We start from the raw sequence: 17,518 nt of genomic DNA, 5'->3' as shown, positions 1-17,518 counted from the left end.
CAGGCTGCGGAGGAAGCGGAGCGGGAACTTTGGGTCGCAACCTTGCCGGGAAGGCAGTGTGGCGATTGCAGGGCGGGAATACGCCGTGACGTTGTCGCGGGACGCCCGGCGACCCGTCATCTGACGGCTCAAAGGCCTTTCCTAAAACGATTCCAGAGTCCGTGCAGTTTTGCCACAGTCGGCGTGTCGCGGTCGCAACGGCGATATACAAAGTTGATTCTACGAGTCATGTTTCGTAACGCATCTTCTCACACGCAACTTGTCCGCCACGGTGCCGAGCGCGTGTTTCCATGGTTCGAGTAAAGGAAAATGATCGATGACCGACGACCGGGCGACGACCTCGCTGCGCCGCATGCTTCTCCTGACGGTCAGTCCCGTCATCTGTGTCTTCGCGGCCGGCACGGCTTTCGCGCAATCGCCGGCTCGCGATTATACGCAGGCCACCGCCGCCACCGGTGAGACCGGAACGGTCATGCTCGGCGAAGTTGTCGTGGCAGGTTCCGGCGGCAGCGAGGAGTCCATCGCGGACGGCAACACCGTCGCCGTCGTCGACTACACCGAGATCGAGACCTTCCGCCCGCAGACGGTGCAGGACCTCTTCCGCCGCGAGCCCGCTGTGTCGGTCGGCGGCACGATCGCGACCAACCAGAAGGTTTATGTCCACGGCATCGAGGAGACCAACCTCGCCGTGTCGATCGACGGGGCGCGCCAGAACAACAAGCTGTTCCACCACAACGCCACCAACGTCATCGATCCGCGGCTGCTGAAGGCGGCCCGCGTCGATGCCGGCGTGGCCGCAGCGGACGCCGGTCCGGGCGCACTGGCCGGCGCGATCGCCTACGAGACCGTCGATGTCGACGACCTGCTGCGCGACGGACGCAACTGGGGCGGCTATGTCGAAGGCGGCTTCCAGACCAATGGCGACACCTTCAGCACGCTCGGCGCCGGCTATGCCCGCTCCAACGGCTTCGAGGTGCTCGGCTTCCTGAACCGCGTCGACGGCGACGATTACGAGGATGGCGACGGCCGCACCGTGACCGGCACCGGCGCCGGCCTCGTCAGCGGTCTCGGCAAGGTGGCCTATGAGGGCCTGTCGGGCGATCGCTTCGAGTTCAGCTACGAACGCGTGACCGACGACGGCGTGCGCCCCTATCGCGCCAATATCGGCTCGATCATCGGCGGCCGTCCGGTTCCCGATACGCGCATCTACGATCTCGACCGCCAGAACGTCGTCTTCTCCTACGAGAACACGCAGGCGACCGGCTGGTTCGACCCGAAGGTGACGCTCGCCTACAGCACGACCGATCTGGAAACCGAGGAAGACATCCTGCTCGGCGGCGTGCCCAGCGGCAACAAGGCCCGCTACGAGGCCAAGGCCGAGAGCTTCAACGCCACCTTCGCCAATGAATTCCATCTCGAGATGGGGTCGGTGAACGCCGGTGTGGACGTCTATCGCGAGACCGCGGATTTCTACGACGCGACCTATTCGACCGGTGAGAAGGCCGACAATATCGGCGCCTTCGCGCAGGCCCGTCTCGACCCGACGGACAAGCTGTCGCTCTCCTTCGGTGGCCGTATCGACCACCAGGTCTTCACCGGCACCAACGGCGGGGACCAGCGCAACACCGGCGCCAGCGGCAACGCTTCGGCGAAATATGCCCTGACCGACCATTTCGCCCTGAAGGCCGGCGTCTCCAGCGTCTTCGGCGGCATCGTCCTGGCCGAGACCTTCATCCAGAACCCGGCCTGGATCTACACCGACATCGATCCGGTGCGCGGCGACAACGGCTTCGCGGGCTTCGAATTCCGCTATGCCGGCTTCATGCTCGACGGTCAGCTGTTCCGCACCGACATCGAGAATGGCCGCACGCCCGATTATCGCGGCGGCCCGTCGCTGACCCACGACTTCACCAGCACCGGTTTCGACCTGACGGCTGGCTATGACTGGGGCACCGGCAATGTGCGCGGTGGCTTCACCAGCGTGACCACCGAAATGGACGGCAGCGGTGTCGACTCCTATGTCGGTAACTACTTCACCGTGCCGATGGGCGAGATCTTCACCCTCGCCCTGGTCCAGCGGGTCGACGAATACGGCCTGACCTTCGGCGCCGATGCCGAGTTCGCGCTCGAGGAAGAGGCTCCGGCCAAGAACGGTGCCGACCCGGCTGGCGTGCAGCCGCTGGAAAGCTACGCCGTCGTCAACGCCTTCGTCGAATACGTCCCGCCCCAGCTCAGCAATGTCACGCTGCGCGCCAAGGTCGACAACATCTTCAACGAGACCTATTCCGACCGCGCCACCTACGGCCAGGAATTCTCCACCGTCGTGCCGCTGCGCAGCCCCGGCCGCTCCTTCGGCGTCTCGGCCCGCATCGAGTTCTGATCAACGGGGCGGCGGGCGAAGGGCTCGCCGCACCGAAAGATCCCATCATGGACAGGGGCCGGGGAGGAGACTTCCCGGCCCTTTCTGCGTTAGCCGGACGCCATCGCGGCGGCGTTCGTACCCGCGGGCGAGCGGTGCCGCCGTCTGCCCGACGGTGACGCTCCGTTGCCGTTCGCGCCGCATCGTTCGCTTGAGACGCGCGGCCGCGCACCTATAGTGAGCTGCAAGGCGCAAGGACCCGTTCCCGGGATCCGTCGCGGTCTTCCTGAAAACGGCAGGTCGGCGCGACCGACCGCCGCCAGCCACCGGACCCGGTCGCCCTTCACCCGCAAAAATTCGAAAATGGAGATGTCGATGACCGACAATGCCGACTATACGCCGCCCGCCGTCTGGACCTGGGACAAGGAAAGCGGCGGCAAGTTCGCCAGCATCAACCGCCCTATCGCCGGCCCGACCCATGTCAAGGAGCTGCCGGTCGGCAAGCATCCGCTGCAGCTCTATTCCCTGGCGACGCCGAACGGCGTGAAGGTGACGGTGATGCTGGAGGAGCTTCTGGCCGCCGGCCACAGCGGCGCCGAATACGACGCCTGGCTGATCCAGATCGGCGAGGGCGACCAGTTCTCCAGCGGCTTCGTCGAGATCAACCCGAACTCCAAGATCCCGGCGCTCAACGACCGCAGCGGACCGGAGCCGATCCGCGTGTTCGAATCCGGCGCGATCCTCATCTATCTGGCCGAGAAGTTCGGCGCCTTCCTGCCGACCAGCCCGGCCGCGCGGGCCGAGTGCCTGTCCTGGCTGCAGTGGCAGATGGGCTCGGCGCCGTTCCTGGGCGGCGGCTTCGGCCATTTCTACGCCTATGCGCCGGTCAAGTACGAATACCCGATCAATCGCTACGCCATGGAGGTGAAGCGCCAGCTCGACGTGCTCGATCGCCGGCTGGCCGACAACGAGTTCGTCGCCGGGCCCGAATATACCATCGCCGACATGGCGATCTGGCCCTGGTACGGGGCGCTCGCTAAGGGTCTGCTCTACGATGCGGGCGAGTTCCTGCAGGTGCAGGACTACAAGAACGTGCAGCGCTGGACCGAGGCGGTCTATGCCCGCCCGGCGGTCAAGCGCGGCCGCATGGTCAACCGCGTGATGGGCGAGCCGTCGAGCCAGCTCCACGAGCGCCATGACGCGTCCGACTTCGACACGAAGACGCAGGACAAGATCGCGCCCGCCGCGAAATAGCGCGGAACACCGATGCACACCCGGCGGCTCTGTATGGCCGCCGGGTTTCCTGCAAAAGAAGAGTTAGCTGGCGCCGTGCGCTTCCAGCACCTTCGCGACCAGGGGCATCAGCTCGTCCGCCCCGCGATAGCCGTGGGTCAGCATCGTGTAGGTGCCCTCGGCATTCGGTCCGACGACCAGCGTCGGGAAGCCCTGCACCCCGGCATTGCGCGAGGTGGCATAATCGAGGCGCGTTGCATCGCGCACCGCCTCGGACTCGAGCCGCATCAGAAACGGCTCGCGCTCCAGACCCATCTCCTCGGCGAGATCGGCCAGGGTCTCCGCCTGCGTGACGTCGCGGTTCTCGGCGTAGAAGGCGCGCTGGACGCGCTCGAGGAACGGCAGTTCCAGCTCGGGGTTCTCGGCCCGGACCGCTACCACGGCCCGTGCGGCCGGATCGGTGTCGTAGACGAAGCCGTCCCGCTCGAAGAAATCGAAGTCGAAGGCCTGGCCCGAGCGCTCATGCACATGCTGCCAGTGATTGCGGATTTCCGCCTTGGACTGCGCCGTCATCGGCTCTTCCGTGCCCGGCCTCAGGCCGCCCATCACCACCCGGACCGGCAAGGCGTCGCCATAGGTCTTACGGATCGTCTCGATGGTCGGTGCGAAGCCCCAGCACCAGGAGCACATGGGGTCGGCGAAATAGATCGCCTGCAGACCGTCTGTCATGTCGATTGCCAATCTGTCGTTGCGGGTCGGGTTTGAAAGGGGTGTCGCGGCGCCTGCCGGTCAGGCCGGCTGGCATTGGCGGGCGATATCCGCCGCCATGCCGTCGGCCAGCTGCGCCAGCGCCGCCCGGTCGGTGCCGCGATGCGCCTCGATGCGCAGGGCGGTGACGTCGGACTGGAAGCGCGTCGCCAGCCGCTCGGCATCGGCATCGTCCGGGATCTCGCCAGCCGTCCTGGCGCGTTCGAAGGCGGCGGCGATCTCGGCCCGCATCAGGTCGAGATAGTGCCGCGCCGTATTGGCGATCACCGGATCGTTGGGCGTCGCGTCGAGCAGCGTCTTGACCAGCATGCAGGCATGGACCGGGTCCTCGCCGAGTTCGCCGCGCCCCAGCGCGCGCAGATAGTCGGTCAGGCCGGCGATCGGCGTCGGCGCCGTCGCCAGCCGCGCGGCGAGGCCGGCGCGGTTGCGCAGGAAATAGCGCTCCAGCGCCGCCAGGAACAACGCCTCCTTGTTCCGGAAGGCGGCATAGATGCTGCCAGGCTTCATCGTCAGCGCGGCTTCCAGATCCTTCAGCGACGTCGCGTGATAACCCTTCGCCCAGAACAGCCTGAGGGCGGCATCGAGGGCGGCGTCGCGGTCGTAGGGCCGGGCATTGGGGCGGCTGCGTTTCATGTCGTCCAATGTAGGTCGCGCAAGGCAGCCTGTCTGTACCGCTAGACCGCGCCCTCTTCAAGTTTGAGTGATTGCTCAATTCGCCACTTGAGCGATCGCTCAAGATGATTAGCTTCCGGCTCATCGTACGGCGGCCGGAACGCGGACCGCCCCCTCGGACCCGCAGACATTCCGGACAGCCGTCCGGCATCGACATCAGGAAGCGATCATGGCCGACTTCACCCTGCACGACGAAACCACCGCGCCGGACGACAGCAAGCCGCTGCTCGCCAAGTCCCAGAAGGCCTTCGGGATGATCCCGGGCCTGCATGCGGTGATGGCCGAGGCGCCGGGTCTGCTGGACGCCTATCAGCAGGTCCACGAACTGTTCCTGAACTCCAGCTTCGACAAGGACGAGATCACCGTTGTCTGGCAGACGGTCAACGTCGAGAACAACTGCCATTACTGCGTCCCGGCCCATACCGGCATCGCCAAGGCGATGGGCGTCGACGACGCCATCACCGAGGCGCTGCGCAACGAGACCCCGCTGCCCAACGCCCGGCTCGAGGCGCTGCGCGACTTCACCTTCAGCGTGGTGCGCGATCGCGGCAATGTCGATGACGCGAAGGTGCAGGCGTTCCTCGATGCCGGCTTCACCAAGCGCAACATTCTCGAAGTGGTGCTCGGCTATTCGCAGAAGGTGATGTCGAACTACACCAACCATCTGGCGCAGACCCCGGTCGACAAGCCGTTCCAGAAATTCGCCTGGCAGAAGGGCGCCTGAGCGTCGGTCAGCGAGCACGCCGGGACAAGCCTGTCCCGTCGCCGAACGCGCGGCCTGCCATCCCTCGGGATGACGGGCCGTCGTCGTTTCGGCCGTCGTCATTTCAGCGTCGGAACAGGCAGGTGCGCTGGCCCTCGATCTCGCGGATCATCACCGGCAGGCCGAACACCGCCTCGACCACCGCCTCGGTGATCACCGCCGCGACGGGGCCTTCATGGGCGATCTTTCCGTCGCACATGGCAACGATGCGGTCGGCATAGGCACTGGCGAAATTGATGTCGTGCAGGACGACGACGATCGTCTTGCCCAGTTCGTCCGCGGCGCGGCGGATCAGCCGCATCATCGCCACCGCATGGCGGATGTCGAGATTGTTCAGCGGCTCGTCGAGGAGGATGGTGCCGGTGTCCTGCGCCAGCACCATGGCGACGAAGGCCCGCTGGCGCTGGCCGCCGCTGAGTTCGTCGAGATAGCGCTCGGCCAGATCCGACAAATCGAGATAGGTAATCGCCTCGGCCACCTTGGCGTGGTCGGCCGCTCTCATCCGGCCCTTCGAATGGGGAAAGCGGCCGAAACCGACGAGATCGCGCACGGTCAGCCGCACCGACAGCCCGTTCTCCTGCCGCAGGATGGCCAGCCGCTTGGCGAGTTCGTCGCCCTTGGTACGGGTGACGTCGAGGCCGTCCACGAGAACGCGGCCGCCATCCATCGGCAGGAGCCGCGCGATCATCGACAGGAGCGTCGACTTGCCGGCGCCGTTCGGTCCGATGATCGCCGTCACACCGCCCGCCGGCAGCGACAGGCTGACGCCGTCGACCACCAGGGCGCGATCGTAGCGCTTGGTCAGGTGCTCGGCCTCGATCATGCGATGCCTTTCTTCAGGATGAGGGCGAGGAAGACGAGGCCGCCGGCGAACTCGACGACGATCCCCAGCGCCGTGTCGAAATGCAGGACGTGTTCGAGCAGCGTCTGGCCGCCGACGAGGCAGATGACAGCAATCAGCGAGGCCGCGGTCATGGTCAGGCGGTGACTGCGTGCGCCGACGAGGCTGACCGCCAGGCTGGCGACGAGCAGGCCGAAGAAGGTGACCGGGCCGACCAGCGCCGTGGAGACCGACACCAGCACCGCGACCGTGGCCAGCACCAGCATGACGGCGCGGCGATGGGCGATGCCCAGCGAGATGGCGCGGTCGCGGCCGAGCGACAGGACGTCGAGCGTCGCGGTCATGCGCCACAGGGCAAGGCTGGCGCCGCCGATCAGCACGGCGGCGATGCCCAGAAGATCGGTCTCGATGGTGTTGAAGCTGGCGAAGAGCCGGTCCTGTAGGACGACGAAGTCGTTCGGGTCGATCAGCCGCTGCATGAGACCGGCGGCGGAATGGAACAGGATGCCCAGCACGACGCCGACCAGGAGCAGCCGGTGGATGTCGCGCGTGCCGGCGCCGATCAGCGTGCCGTAGAGGCCGCAGGCGAACAGCACCATGACCAGGAGTTCGCCGGTGAATAGCGCGGCGGGAGCGATCGCCGCCGTGGTGGCGGCACCGGTCAGGAACACGAGCAGCGTCTGGATCAGCCGGTAGAGGGCGTCGAAGCCCATGATCGACGGCGTCAGGATGCGGTTGCCGGCGATCGTCTGGAACACCACGGTGGACGTCGCGATGGCGTGGGCGACCAGCAGCATCGCCGCCAGCTTGGCGCCGCGGAACGGCAGCACGAACGACCAGTTGCCGCGCGCCCCGAGCGTCAGGAAGAGGACGCAGGCGAGGATCGCCAGCGCCGCCAGAACGAGGAGCGTGACATGTTCGGGCCGGTCGCTCCGCCGGGGCGGCGTCGTCGCGCCGGCGGTCCCTGTGCGGCCGTGGGTGGCGCCGAGGTCAACCAAGGCTCGGCCTCCGGCGGAAGATGATCGCCAGGAACACGCAGGCGCCGAGAACACCCATGATCGTGCCGGCCGGGATTTCATAGGGCGCCCGCACCAGCCGCCCGACGAGATCGCAGGCCAGCACCAGCGCCGCGCCCGACAGGGCGACATAGGGCACCGTGCGCCGGCCATTGTCGCCGACGAGCATGGAGACGAGGTTCGGCACGACGAGGCCGACAAAGGGGATGCTGCCCACCGACACGATGGTGACGGCGGCGACGAGCGAGACGACGACGAGGCCGAGCGCCAGGACGCGCTCGTAGGAGAGGCCGAGATTGGTAGCCACGTCGCGGCCGAGGCCGGCGAGGGTGAAGCGGTCGGCGGCGAAGACCGCCAGGATCGTCAGGCCGAAGGCGATCCAGAGGAGTTCGTAGCGGCCGCGCAGCACCATCGAGAAATCGCCGCTCACCCAGGCGCCGAGCGACTGCAGCAGATCGACGCGATAGGCGAGGAAACTCGCCCCGGCCCCGATGATGCCCGACAGGATCAGCCCGACCAGCGGCACCAGCATGCCGGAGCGCAGCCGCAGCCGGGCGATGATCGCCATGAACAGCGCCGTGCCGGCCAGCGCGAATCCGGCGGCGATCAGCATCTTGCCGAAGACCGGGAGGCCGGGGGCGAGGATCGTCACCGCGAGGAGGCCGAGGCTCGCCGATTCCGTCGTGCCGACGGTCGACGGTTCGACGAAGCGGTTCGACGACAGCATCTGCATGATCAGGCCGGCGACGGCGAGGCCGGCCCCGGCGAGCAGCGCCGCGAGCGTGCGGGGAATCCGGCTGACCAGCAGCAGCCGCAGGCCATCCGCGTCCAGTCCTCCGGCCACGAGCGTGCCTGCCGACAATGCGCCGGCGCCGACAAAGACGCTGGCGAGAGCCAGGAGGACGATCGTGGCGATCAGGCCAGCGATGATGCGGGAATGGGACATGGCGGTCGTGGTTGCTGCCGACGCGGGACGGGGCAGGGCGCAAAAGGAGCGTGCGTCGGGGCGGGGCCCCTTCGCGTCAGGAGCCCTTGTCGAAGCGCGCCGTCAGTTGCTCGACATTGGTCTCGAGCGCGGTCAGGCCCGGGGCGGTGAGATACCAGGTGGCCGGGTTCAGATAGACGACATGGTCAGAACGCCACGCCTTGGTGTTCTCGACCAGTTCGTTCTGCAGAAGCGCCGCCGCGGCGCCCTGGCCGATGGCGGCGTCGCGGTCGATCACGAACAGCCAGTCCGGATCGGTATCGGCGATATATTCGAAGGAGACCGCTTCGCCGTGATTGGCGGCCTCGAGGCCCGGGTCCGCCGGCGTGACGCCGAACTCGGCGTGCAACAGCCCGAAACGCGAGCCGGCGCCGAAGGCGCTGATGCGGTTGCCGGTGGTCATGACGATGAGGCCGGTGCCGACGCCGGCCGACGTCTCCTTCAGCGCCGCGATCCGGCCCTGCAGATCCGCGATCCGCTGCTCCGCCAGGTCGGCCTTGCCGAAGATGGCGCCGAGCGTGGTGATCCGCTCGAAGGCACTGGCGAGGAGATTGCCGGCATCGACGGTCATGTCGATGGTCGGCGCGATCCGTGCCAGCGCCTCGGTCTGTTCGCTGGAGCGCCCGCCGGCGATGATCAGGTCGGGGGCGAGGGCGGCGACCGCCTCGAAATCGGGCTCGAAGATCGAGCCGACCTTCGGCGTGGCGTCGCCGGCATAATCGGCGAGATAGTCCGGGAACGGCGCGGCCGGCAGGCCGGCCATGGGAACGTCCAGCGCGTCGAGCGTATCGATAGACGCCATGTCGAAGACGACGACCGTCTTCGGCTCGGCCGGAATGACGACGTCGCCGCGATAGGTCGAGACCGTCATCTCGCCGGATGCCGGCTCCTGGGCGAGCGCCGGCGCCATGGACAGCGCCAGGGCGCACCAGGCCGCCACCAGGTACGACAAGAGGCGGGGGCGGCGAGACGATGGCGCCCCAGAGCGGGCCGAAACGGGCTGGAATGCGGACATGTCTGATCCTTTGCGAGTCTGCCGGACGGCGGGCCGACAGGGCTGAGTGGATAATATGAAAATCATTGTCAAGATTAGTGGCGCCTCGGGAGCCGGGCGCGGGCCGGCAAGTTTCCGCAACACTTCCACATAACCTGAGAATTGAAATCATGTTTAGTCCGGGCTATGGCGGCCCGGAAGATCGGGCGGTGGCCATGGCGCCGTGCCGGCCGGGCGGGCTGGGGCGACGAGGCCCGCCGCCGCAATGACAGACAGGGAAGCAGTGCCGCATGAAGCACGAGATCATTCGCGTTCGCCATGAATTGCGGCGACGGGACCTTGAGGTCAGCCGGGTCGAATATCCGACGCCGGGCATGCTCCGCATGACCCTGACCGGTGAGGAGCTGGAGGGGTTTCACAGCCCGTCCGCCGACGACCATGTGAAGCTGTTCATTCCGCAGCCCGACGGCGAGCCGGCGATGCGCGACTACACCCCGCGCCGCTACGATGCGCAGACGCAGTCGCTGGTCCTCGATTTCGCGCTGCATGACGGCGGCCCGGCCACGCTCTGGGCGCGCTCGGCGAAGGAGGGGGATCGCCTGCAGATCGGGGGGCCGCGCGGATCGTCCATCGTGCCGCATGATTTCGACTGGTGGCTGATGGTCGGTGACGAGACCGCGCTGCCGGCGATCGGCCGGCGGCTGGAAGAGTTCGCGCCCGGCACGCCGGTCACCACGCTGGTCGCGGTCGAAGGGCCGGCGGAAGAGCAGGCGCTTGCGACCCGGGCCGCACATCGGCCGCTCTGGGTGCACCGGCCCCTTGCCGCCGCCTCCGATCCCGCGCCGGTTCTCGCGGCGCTGGCCGATTTGTCGCTGCCGGAGGGCGAGGGCTTCGTCTGGATCGCGGCGGAAAGCCGCGTCGCCAAGGCCGTCCGCGCCCATGTGACCGACGTCTGGGGCCATCCCAAGCAATGGCTGAAATCCAGCGGCTACTGGAAGCTCGGCACCAAGGACAGCCACGAGGAATTCGACGATTGAGCACCGGCATCCGCACCCGGTCTGCATCGACGAAAGCCGGGTCCGGCAGCTACCCCTGCCGCGGATCGCGTGATATCTGCCGGGCATGACGACGCTCCGGCGCTTCCTTGCGGACCGATCCGCGGCCCTCGCGGCCATGCTGATCCTGACCCAGCTTCTGTTGGGTCAGGCGGCGGCATCGGGTTTTGCCTGCGCCAGGATGGACGCGTCCGCCGCGGCCGGCGTGACCGTCATCTGCGTCGGCGACGGCTTCGAGACGCGGTCGGTTCCGGCGGGTGACCCATCCGAACACGATTGCTGCGTCGATTGCCCGTCCGCGGCCGGATCCGGCCAGAGCCCGGCCCTGCCGGCGATGGCCGATCTCGCCTCCTACGCGATCGCCGCCAGCGCCACCGACGCGGTCGTGGCCTGGACGCCGTCAGCCACCGCCCTCGGCCCGCGCGCGCCGCCGCCGGGGCTCGCCTTGCAACGCGGCCCACCGCTTCTCTCCGTCTGAACAAACGGCCCGACATCCGTCGCGGCCCTGCCTGTCCTGTTCAAATGGAGACTTCCATGTCCCTTCGCATCACGCTGGCTGCCGCAGCAGCCCTCACGCTCGGCCTGCTGTCGGCCGCTTCCGCCCATGACTACAAGGTCGGCGACATCACCATCGCCCATCCGTGGAGCCGTGCCACGCCGCCCAACGCCGCCGTCGGCGGCGGCTACATGGTCATCGAGAACCACGGAACGGCGGATGACCGGCTGCTCGGCGGCGCGACGCCGATCGCCGGCGAGGTCCAGATCCACACCATGGAGATGGATGGCGACATCATGAAGATGCGCCGGCTCGAGGATGGCGTCGCGGTGCCTGCCGGCACCACGGTCGCGTTGGAGCCCGGCGCCTATCACCTCATGCTCATGAACCTGACGGAGCCGCTTACCGAAGGCAGCCGCGTGCCGCTGACCCTGCGGTTCGAAAAGGCCGGTCCGGTCGAGATGGAACTGGCGGTGGAGGGCATCGGCGCCCGGGCACCGGCCGCCATGGACCACAGCCAGCATGGCGGCGCGGCGATGTCGCACGGTGCCGGCGACATGCCGGCCGATGCGGGCGGACACGACGCCATGAGCGACGGCGCCGAACCGCACCAGCACTAGGCCGCACCCTCTCCGAACGCAGCCTGCGGACTGCGCCTGACGAAGGATCGCGAGGCCGCGCCACGGCGCCGTCTCGCGGTCCCCGCGCGGAGCGCGTCCAGGCCGCTCCTCCTTCCTCCGTCAGCGATCGCAGGATCGGCCATGGCGTCCCGCCGGGTCTTTGCGGGCCTGCTGGCGATCCTCGCGATCGGCGGGGTGCTGTTTCCGCTGGTCGGCCTGTCGCTGATCGTGATGCTGGCGCTCGATCTGGCGCTGAGCCGGTTCTGGCGGCGCGGACGGGCCTGATCACAGATGGCAGAGGTCACCGGTCCGCCATTGCCGGGCCGGTGATGCCTAGAGGCCGACCCGCGTCACTCCGCTGCGGTGGGTGCCAGCATGGCAGGCGCGTCCTCGCGGGCGCGGCGCGAGTGCCGGCGGGTGGTGCGCAGGCGGTTGACGAAGGCCGCGATGAAGATTGCCGTCAGCACCAGCACGATCGTCGCCGCCGGGGCGCTGTCGAGGAAGAAGCTGAGATAGGTGCCGATGAGCATTGCCGATACGCAGACCGCGACCGAGACGATCAGCATCCGGCCGAAGCTGCGCACCAGGAGGAAGGCGATGGCGCCCGGCGTCACCAAGAGCGCCACGGCGAGGATCAGGCCGACCGAGGTGAGCGTCGCGACGATGGTCAGAGACAGGCTGGCGAGCAATCCGTAGTGCAGAAGGCTGGTGTTGAGCCCCGATGCCTGCGCCTGCGCCGGGTCGAAGGCATGGAGGAGCAGATCCTTCCATTTCAGCAGCAGCAGCGCCGAGACGACCAGCGCGATGGTGCCGGAGGTCACGAGGTCCTTGGCGCCGATCCCCAGCATGTTGCCGAACAGGACGTGGTCGAGATGCTCGTTGGTGTGGATCGAGGTGTAGAGGATGATGCCGACCCCGAACATGCCGGAGAAGACCACGCCCATCACCGTGTCCTGCTTCACCCGGCTGTTGTGCGACAGATAGCCGGTGAGCAGCGCGCAGGTCATGCCGGCGACGAAGGCGCCGACGATCAGCGGGATGTTGAGCACCCAGGCGAGGACGACGCCCGGCAGCGTGGCGTGGCTGACCGCATCGCCCATCAGCGCCCAGCCCTTGAGCACCAGGAAGCAGGAGAGGAGGGCGGTCGGCGGCCCGACCATCAGGACGATCCAGAAGGCGTTCTGCATGAACGGGAACTGGAACGGCAGGAGAAGCTGCTCGAGGCTCATGCCGCTTCCTCCCGGATGGCATCCGGCCGCGGCGTGGCGAGCGCGGCGGCGGCCTTGCGCCGGGCGGCGATCAGCCCGTGCTTGGGCGCGAAGACGAAGGCGACGAGGAAGATCACCGTCTGCAGGGTGACGATCACCCCGCCGGTCGCCCCGTCGAGGAAGTAGCTGAGATAGGCGCCGACGAAGCTGGTGACGGCGCCGATGGCGACGGACAGACCGATCAGCCGCGGAAACCGGTCCGACAGGAGATAGGCGGTGGCGCCGGGCGTCACCACCATGGCGATGACGAGGAAGGCGCCGACGGTGACCATCGCGGCGACGATCGCCGCCGACAGAAGCATGAAGAACATCACCTTCAGGAGGTCCGGCCGCAGGCCGATCGAGCGCGCATGGTTCTCGTCGAAGAAGGTGACCATCAGGTCCTTCCACTTGGCGAGCAGCACGACGAGGCAGACGAGGCCGATGATCGCCAGCTGCAGCGTGTCCTCAGGCGTGATGGCGAGGATGTTGCCCATGACGATGGTCTGGATCGACACCGAGACCGGGCTGATCGACACCATGAACAGGCCGAGCCCGAAGAAGGAGGTGAAGATGATGCCGATGATGACATCGATCTTCAGGCCCGAGCGCCCCGACAGGAACAGCATGGCGCCGGCCGCCAGCCCGCCGGCGATGAAGGCGCCGAGGGAAAAGGGCAGGCCGAGCATGAAGGCGCCGGCAACGCCCGGCACGACCGAATGGCTGAGCGCGTCGCCGATCAGCGACCAGCCCTTCAGCATCAGATAGGCCGACAGGAAGGCGCAGACGCCGCCGACGAGGGCCGAGACCCACATGGCGTTGGTCATGTAGCTGTACTGGAACGGCTCGAGCAGCGTGGTGATCATCGCCGCTCCCCGTCCTGCGGGGCCTTGTCGGACGTCTTGGGCGGCGCGGCTGTGGCGCGCGGCTCGCCGTAATGGACGAAGGCGCGCTCGTCATCGGTGATGATCGACAATTCGCGCGGGTCGTCGTCGTCGTGCAGGGCAGCACCGGCCAGCGTCACGTGGCGCAGCACCCCGCCGAAGGCGCGCTCCAGATTGCGCCGGGTGAAGATCGCCGCGGTCGGCCCGTAGGCCAGCACCGTGCCCTTGACCAGCACGACCCGGTCGCAGAATTCCGGCACCGAGCCGAGATTGTGGGTGGAGACCAGCATCACCCGGCCTTCGGCCTTTAGCTCGCGCAAGAGGGCGACGATCTGCTCCTCGGTCTTCACGTCGACGCCGGTGAAGGGCTCGTCGAGGAGGATCACCTGGCCGTCCTGCGCCAGGGCCCGCGCGAGGAAGACCCGCTTGCGCTGGCCGCCGGAGAGCTCGCCGATCTGGCGGTGCCGCAGATCCTGCATGCCGACGCGGGAGAGTGCCTGGTCGACGGCGGCGCGATCGGCCGCGGCGGGGCGGCGCAGGAAGCCCATATGGCCGTAGCGGCCCATCATCACGACGTCCTCGACGAGGACGGGGAACGCCCAGTCCACCTCTTCCGACTGGGGCACATAGGCGACAAGGTTCTCGCGCAGCGCCTGCTTCACCGAACGGCCGAGCAGGGTGATCTCGCCGCGCGCCGCCGGCACGAAGCCCATGATCGCCTTGAACAGGGTGGACTTGCCGGCGCCGTTGACGCCGACCAGGGCGGTGATCGTGCCGCGCGGGATCTGGAAGGTCGCGTCGTGCAGCGCGGTATGGCCGTTGCGATAGGTCACGGTCACGTTGTGCGCCGAGATTCCGTCGCCGGTCGCAGTGCTGCCGGCTGGCCGGTCGTCCGCTACGTCAGACGTCTCGCGCGTGATGGTCATGGGGTGCCTGTCAGATCCCTTGGCTGCTCGGATGGGGAAGCCGTCGTGCGAAGGTCGCCGCGGCTCGCCACCGTAGATGGAGAGGCGGTTACTGGCTGTCCACTGCCAGGCCGTCGGCAATCGTCTCGGCGTCGGTCCGCAGGAGGTCGAGATAGGTCGGCACCGGCCCGTCCGGCCCGGACAGCGAGTCCACGTAGAGGACGCCGCCGAAGGTCGAGCCGGTCTCGCGCGCCACCTGTTCGGCCGGCGCGGAACTGACGGTGCTCTCGCAGAACACGGCGGGAATGTCGTTCTCGCGCACCGCGTCGATCACCTTGCGCACCTGCTGCGGCGTGCCGGTCTGGTCGGCGTTGATCGGCCACAGATACAGCTCCTTCATGCCGAAGTCGCGGGCGAGATAGCTGAACGCGCCCTCGCAGGTGACCAGCCAGCGCCGGTCTTCCGGGATGGCGGCGATCCGGTCGCGCAGCGGCGCGATCGTCTCCGTGATCTGCTGTTTGTAGCGCTCGGCATTCGCCCGGTAGGCGTCGGCATGGTCCGGGTCGTTTGCGGCGAGGGCGTCGCTGATGTTGTCGACATAGACCATCGCGTTTTCCAGCCCCATCCAGGCATGCGGATTGGCCAGGCCCTCGTAATCGCCCTCGGCGATGGAGATCGGCGCGATGCCGTCGCTCAGGGTGGCCGAGGGCATGTCGCCGAGATTGGCGACGAACTGCTCGAACCAGCGCTCCAGATTGAGACCGTTCCACAGGATCAGGTCGGCGCCGCTGGCCCGCACGATGTCCTGCGGCGTCGGCTGGTAGCCGTGGATTTCGGCGCCGGGCTTGGTGATGGACACCACATCCGCATGTTCGCCGGCCACGTTCTGCGCGATGTCGGACAGGATCGTGAAGGTCGTCACGACCTTGAGCCGCTCCTGCGCGGTGGCGCCCGTCGCCAGGAGCGCTGCGGCGAAGGCGGCGAGGATCGTCGTTCGAACGAACGGCATGGGGTCTCCAATCTCTGTCGGTCGGTGCACGCTGCCTGCCAATTCCGACTTTTGCAAGTGCAAATCGTTTGCAACTGGGTTCCGTGAAGGCCGCGGTGGCGTCTGCGGGATGTAGGCCTCCAAAGGCTCCGTGGCACCGCCCTTCACATCCCGCAGTCATCCTCGCCATCACCGCCGATGCGTACGGTCTGGACGGCCTCGCATCAGCTTTCGTCGGCACAGTCGGCTGGAGCGATCCCGTGGTATTTCAAGCTGGCCTGAATCATTAAGATTTGATTAGAACTTGAGCGAATGGTTAACGGGCGGAAAACGGCATGGCATTGAGTGAACTCGTTGTACGGACACGGGCGGACAGCGATGCGCTGCGCCGGCAGGCGGTCGAGGTCGAGGATGCCGTCTGGGGCCCGCTGGGCTTCCTGAACCATACACGGGCCCATCGCGAACATTACGACAGGCTGCTGGAAGACCATGCCGACCTGCAGCTCTGTCTCGTCGACGAGGCGACGGGCCGTCCGGTCGCGCTGGCCAATTGCGTGCCGGTGGCGTTCGCGGGAGATCTGTCCGAACTCCCGGCGGAAGGCTGGGACTGGCTGGTCGAGACCGGCGGGACCGGCCGCCGCAGCCAGGCCAATGTGCTGGGCGCGCTGGCCATCTCGGTGCCGGTCGCCGAGCGCGGCAAGGGCTATGCCTTCCGGATGATCGGCGAACTGCACCGGATCGCCGAGGCCAATGGCTTCGAGCGGATGATTGCGCCGGTGCGCCCCTCCGCCAAGACCGTGCATCCCCATGCGTCCATGGCCGATTATATCGGCTGGCAGGACGAGCGGGGCCGTTGCTTCGATCCCTGGCTCCGCAGCCATCTCGCGCAAGGCGGCCGGGTGGTTCACCCCTGCGAACGCTCCATGGTCGTCAGCGAGCATATCGCCTTCTGGGAGACCTGGGCGGGGCGGCGGTTCGAGACCTCGGGCGACTATACGCTGGCCGGCGGGCTGGTGCCGGTCGCCATCGACGTCGAACGCCAGCGTGGCACCTATTCGGAACCCAATGTCTGGGTGGCCTACACGCACTGACCCTGCGGATGGCCTACGTAAGCCGTCAGCGCCGGGGCACTGTCTCCGTCGGCTGACGCCGGCGTTTGCGGAAACGACAGGGCCGCGAGCGCCTCGGCACTCATGCCGGGCTCGCGGATCGTGCGCCACAGCCACAGGGCGCGGGCGACGCGGCCATTGCCCATGGTGAAGGGGCGCAGCATCGCGAAGAGCTGCACCGCCTCGTCGGCCGAGGCCAGGCCGGAGCGGGTGAGGGCGAGGAGGTCGGCGAGAGCGTCCGGCAGGGAGGGCACAACGCCGTGCTGATCGGCGGCAACGGGCGCCTCCCGCAGCGAGGCCCCCGGCGCAAGATAGGCGGCGAGAATCTCCAGATTCGCGACCCGGGGCTCGTTGGCCGCGAGGAATCCCCGATGCGCTGCGATAACGGCCTCGCTCGGCTGTTGCGTTTCGCCACTGCGCCGGAGGCTGTCGGCCACCAGTGAAGGGACCCAGCTTCCGAACGCCGCGGCGGCCATGTCGAGCGGCATGGGCGGGTCCATCCTTTGGTGGCGGCTGCTGCTCCTCGGGCGAGGACTGTGCCGGATGGGAATCAGCCTAACCCACCATTCCTTCAACTATTCTT

The 17,518-nt window shown here is 67.6% G+C and carries 19 protein-coding genes; 8 read left to right on the top strand and 11 right to left on the bottom strand.

All coding sequences use genetic code 11. The features are described from left to right. Positions 1-316 precede the first annotated feature (316 nt). Both N7I30_RS02090 and yghU read left to right on the top strand, forming a co-directional pair. Positions 317-2,380, top strand: a complete 2,064-nt coding sequence (locus N7I30_RS02090) for a TonB-dependent receptor domain-containing protein (protein WP_498636358.1) — start codon at positions 317-319, stop codon at positions 2,378-2,380. A 354-nt stretch (positions 2,381-2,734) separates the two neighbouring features. Beyond that, on the top strand, positions 2,735-3,613 hold the full coding sequence (gene yghU / locus N7I30_RS02085; protein WP_498636356.1) for a glutathione-dependent disulfide-bond oxidoreductase: 879 nt from the start codon (positions 2,735-2,737) through the stop codon (positions 3,611-3,613). A gap of 63 nt (positions 3,614-3,676) precedes the next feature. On the opposite strand, the gene N7I30_RS02080 is transcribed toward yghU, so the two are convergent. Both N7I30_RS02080 and N7I30_RS02075 read right to left on the bottom strand, forming a co-directional pair. Beyond that, a complete protein-coding gene (locus tag N7I30_RS02080) occupies positions 3,677-4,321 on the bottom strand; it encodes a DsbA family protein (RefSeq protein WP_491373742.1) in 645 nt (214 codons plus the stop codon). Positions 4,322-4,381: 60 nt separating this feature from the next. Continuing rightward, positions 4,382-4,993, bottom strand: a complete 612-nt coding sequence (locus N7I30_RS02075) for a TetR/AcrR family transcriptional regulator (RefSeq protein WP_498636354.1) — start codon at positions 4,991-4,993, stop codon at positions 4,382-4,384. A 208-nt stretch (positions 4,994-5,201) separates the two neighbouring features. On the opposite strand from N7I30_RS02075, the gene N7I30_RS02070 reads away from it, so the two are divergent. Next, the gene (locus N7I30_RS02070; protein WP_498636353.1) at positions 5,202-5,756 is read left to right on the top strand and encodes a carboxymuconolactone decarboxylase family protein; all 555 of its coding nucleotides are present in this window, start codon (positions 5,202-5,204) and stop codon (positions 5,754-5,756) included. Between the two features lie 103 nt (positions 5,757-5,859). Here N7I30_RS02070 and N7I30_RS02065 read toward each other — a convergent pair whose 3' ends face one another. From N7I30_RS02065 to N7I30_RS02050, 4 genes are all read right to left on the bottom strand, one after another. Then, positions 5,860-6,618: an iron ABC transporter ATP-binding protein gene (locus N7I30_RS02065; protein WP_498636351.1), complete on the bottom strand. Its 759-nt coding sequence runs from the start codon at positions 6,616-6,618 to the stop codon at positions 5,860-5,862. Beyond that, entirely contained in the window at positions 6,615-7,535 is a 921-nt protein-coding gene (locus N7I30_RS02060; RefSeq protein WP_498637097.1) for an iron chelate uptake ABC transporter family permease subunit, read from the bottom strand. Before N7I30_RS02060 ends, N7I30_RS02065 begins: the two co-directional genes overlap by 4 nt. Positions 7,536-7,626: 91 nt before the next feature. Continuing rightward, complete coding sequence (locus N7I30_RS02055; protein ID WP_498636349.1) at positions 7,627-8,598, bottom strand: ABC transporter permease; 972 nt, start codon at positions 8,596-8,598, stop codon at positions 7,627-7,629. A gap of 76 nt (positions 8,599-8,674) precedes the next feature. Next, the gene (locus tag N7I30_RS02050) at positions 8,675-9,547 is read right to left on the bottom strand and encodes a siderophore ABC transporter substrate-binding protein (RefSeq protein WP_370192385.1); all 873 of its coding nucleotides are present in this window, start codon (positions 9,545-9,547) and stop codon (positions 8,675-8,677) included. Positions 9,548-9,921: 374 nt separating this feature from the next. Between N7I30_RS02050 and N7I30_RS02045 the strand changes: the two genes are divergently transcribed. From N7I30_RS02045 to N7I30_RS02030, 4 genes are all read left to right on the top strand, one after another. Beyond that, entirely contained in the window at positions 9,922-10,668 is a 747-nt protein-coding gene (locus N7I30_RS02045) for a siderophore-interacting protein (RefSeq protein WP_498636347.1), read from the top strand. A gap of 85 nt (positions 10,669-10,753) precedes the next feature. Further along, positions 10,754-11,164: a hypothetical protein gene (locus N7I30_RS02040; RefSeq protein ID WP_498636345.1), complete on the top strand. Its 411-nt coding sequence runs from the start codon at positions 10,754-10,756 to the stop codon at positions 11,162-11,164. Positions 11,165-11,220: 56 nt separating this feature from the next. Then, entirely contained in the window at positions 11,221-11,802 is a 582-nt protein-coding gene (locus N7I30_RS02035) for a copper chaperone PCu(A)C (RefSeq protein ID WP_498636344.1), read from the top strand. A gap of 141 nt (positions 11,803-11,943) precedes the next feature. After that, positions 11,944-12,087 (top strand): hypothetical protein, encoded by a 144-nt coding sequence (locus N7I30_RS02030; protein ID WP_498636342.1) that lies wholly within the window; start codon positions 11,944-11,946, stop codon positions 12,085-12,087. 65 nt (positions 12,088-12,152) lie between these two features. Here N7I30_RS02030 and N7I30_RS02025 read toward each other — a convergent pair whose 3' ends face one another. The 4 genes from N7I30_RS02025 to N7I30_RS02010 form a co-directional block, all read right to left on the bottom strand. After that, positions 12,153-13,031 carry a metal ABC transporter permease gene (locus N7I30_RS02025; RefSeq protein ID WP_498636340.1) on the bottom strand — a complete coding sequence of 293 codons (879 nt, stop codon included), beginning with the start codon at positions 13,029-13,031 and terminating at the stop codon, positions 12,153-12,155. Then, complete coding sequence (locus N7I30_RS02020) at positions 13,028-13,915, bottom strand: metal ABC transporter permease (RefSeq protein ID WP_024350188.1); 888 nt, start codon at positions 13,913-13,915, stop codon at positions 13,028-13,030. The genes N7I30_RS02025 and N7I30_RS02020 overlap by 4 nt, the downstream gene beginning before the upstream one ends. After that, positions 13,912-14,859, bottom strand: a complete 948-nt coding sequence (locus N7I30_RS02015) for a manganese/iron ABC transporter ATP-binding protein (protein WP_498636337.1) — start codon at positions 14,857-14,859, stop codon at positions 13,912-13,914. Before N7I30_RS02015 ends, N7I30_RS02020 begins: the two co-directional genes overlap by 4 nt. A gap of 88 nt (positions 14,860-14,947) precedes the next feature. Further along, positions 14,948-15,847 (bottom strand): metal ABC transporter substrate-binding protein, encoded by a 900-nt coding sequence (locus N7I30_RS02010; protein ID WP_498636335.1) that lies wholly within the window; start codon positions 15,845-15,847, stop codon positions 14,948-14,950. 314 nt (positions 15,848-16,161) lie between these two features. Here N7I30_RS02010 and N7I30_RS02005 point away from each other — a divergent pair, with 314 nt between their 5' ends. Continuing rightward, positions 16,162-16,917 (top strand): transferase, encoded by a 756-nt coding sequence (locus tag N7I30_RS02005; RefSeq protein WP_475361534.1) that lies wholly within the window; start codon positions 16,162-16,164, stop codon positions 16,915-16,917. Here the strand turns inward: N7I30_RS02005 and N7I30_RS02000 are convergent. Then, positions 16,905-17,423: a hypothetical protein gene (locus tag N7I30_RS02000; RefSeq protein WP_498636333.1), complete on the bottom strand. Its 519-nt coding sequence runs from the start codon at positions 17,421-17,423 to the stop codon at positions 16,905-16,907. The two genes, N7I30_RS02005 and N7I30_RS02000, sit on opposite strands and share 13 nt — an antisense overlap. Between the last annotated feature and the right edge of the window lie 95 nt (positions 17,424-17,518).

This window comes from Aurantimonas litoralis, assembly GCF_026153195.1.
Taxonomy (GTDB): Bacteria; Pseudomonadota; Alphaproteobacteria; order Rhizobiales; family Rhizobiaceae; genus Aurantimonas; species Aurantimonas coralicida.
Note: the sequence above shows the minus strand (reverse complement) of the source record. Positions and strands in the feature narration are given on the sequence as shown.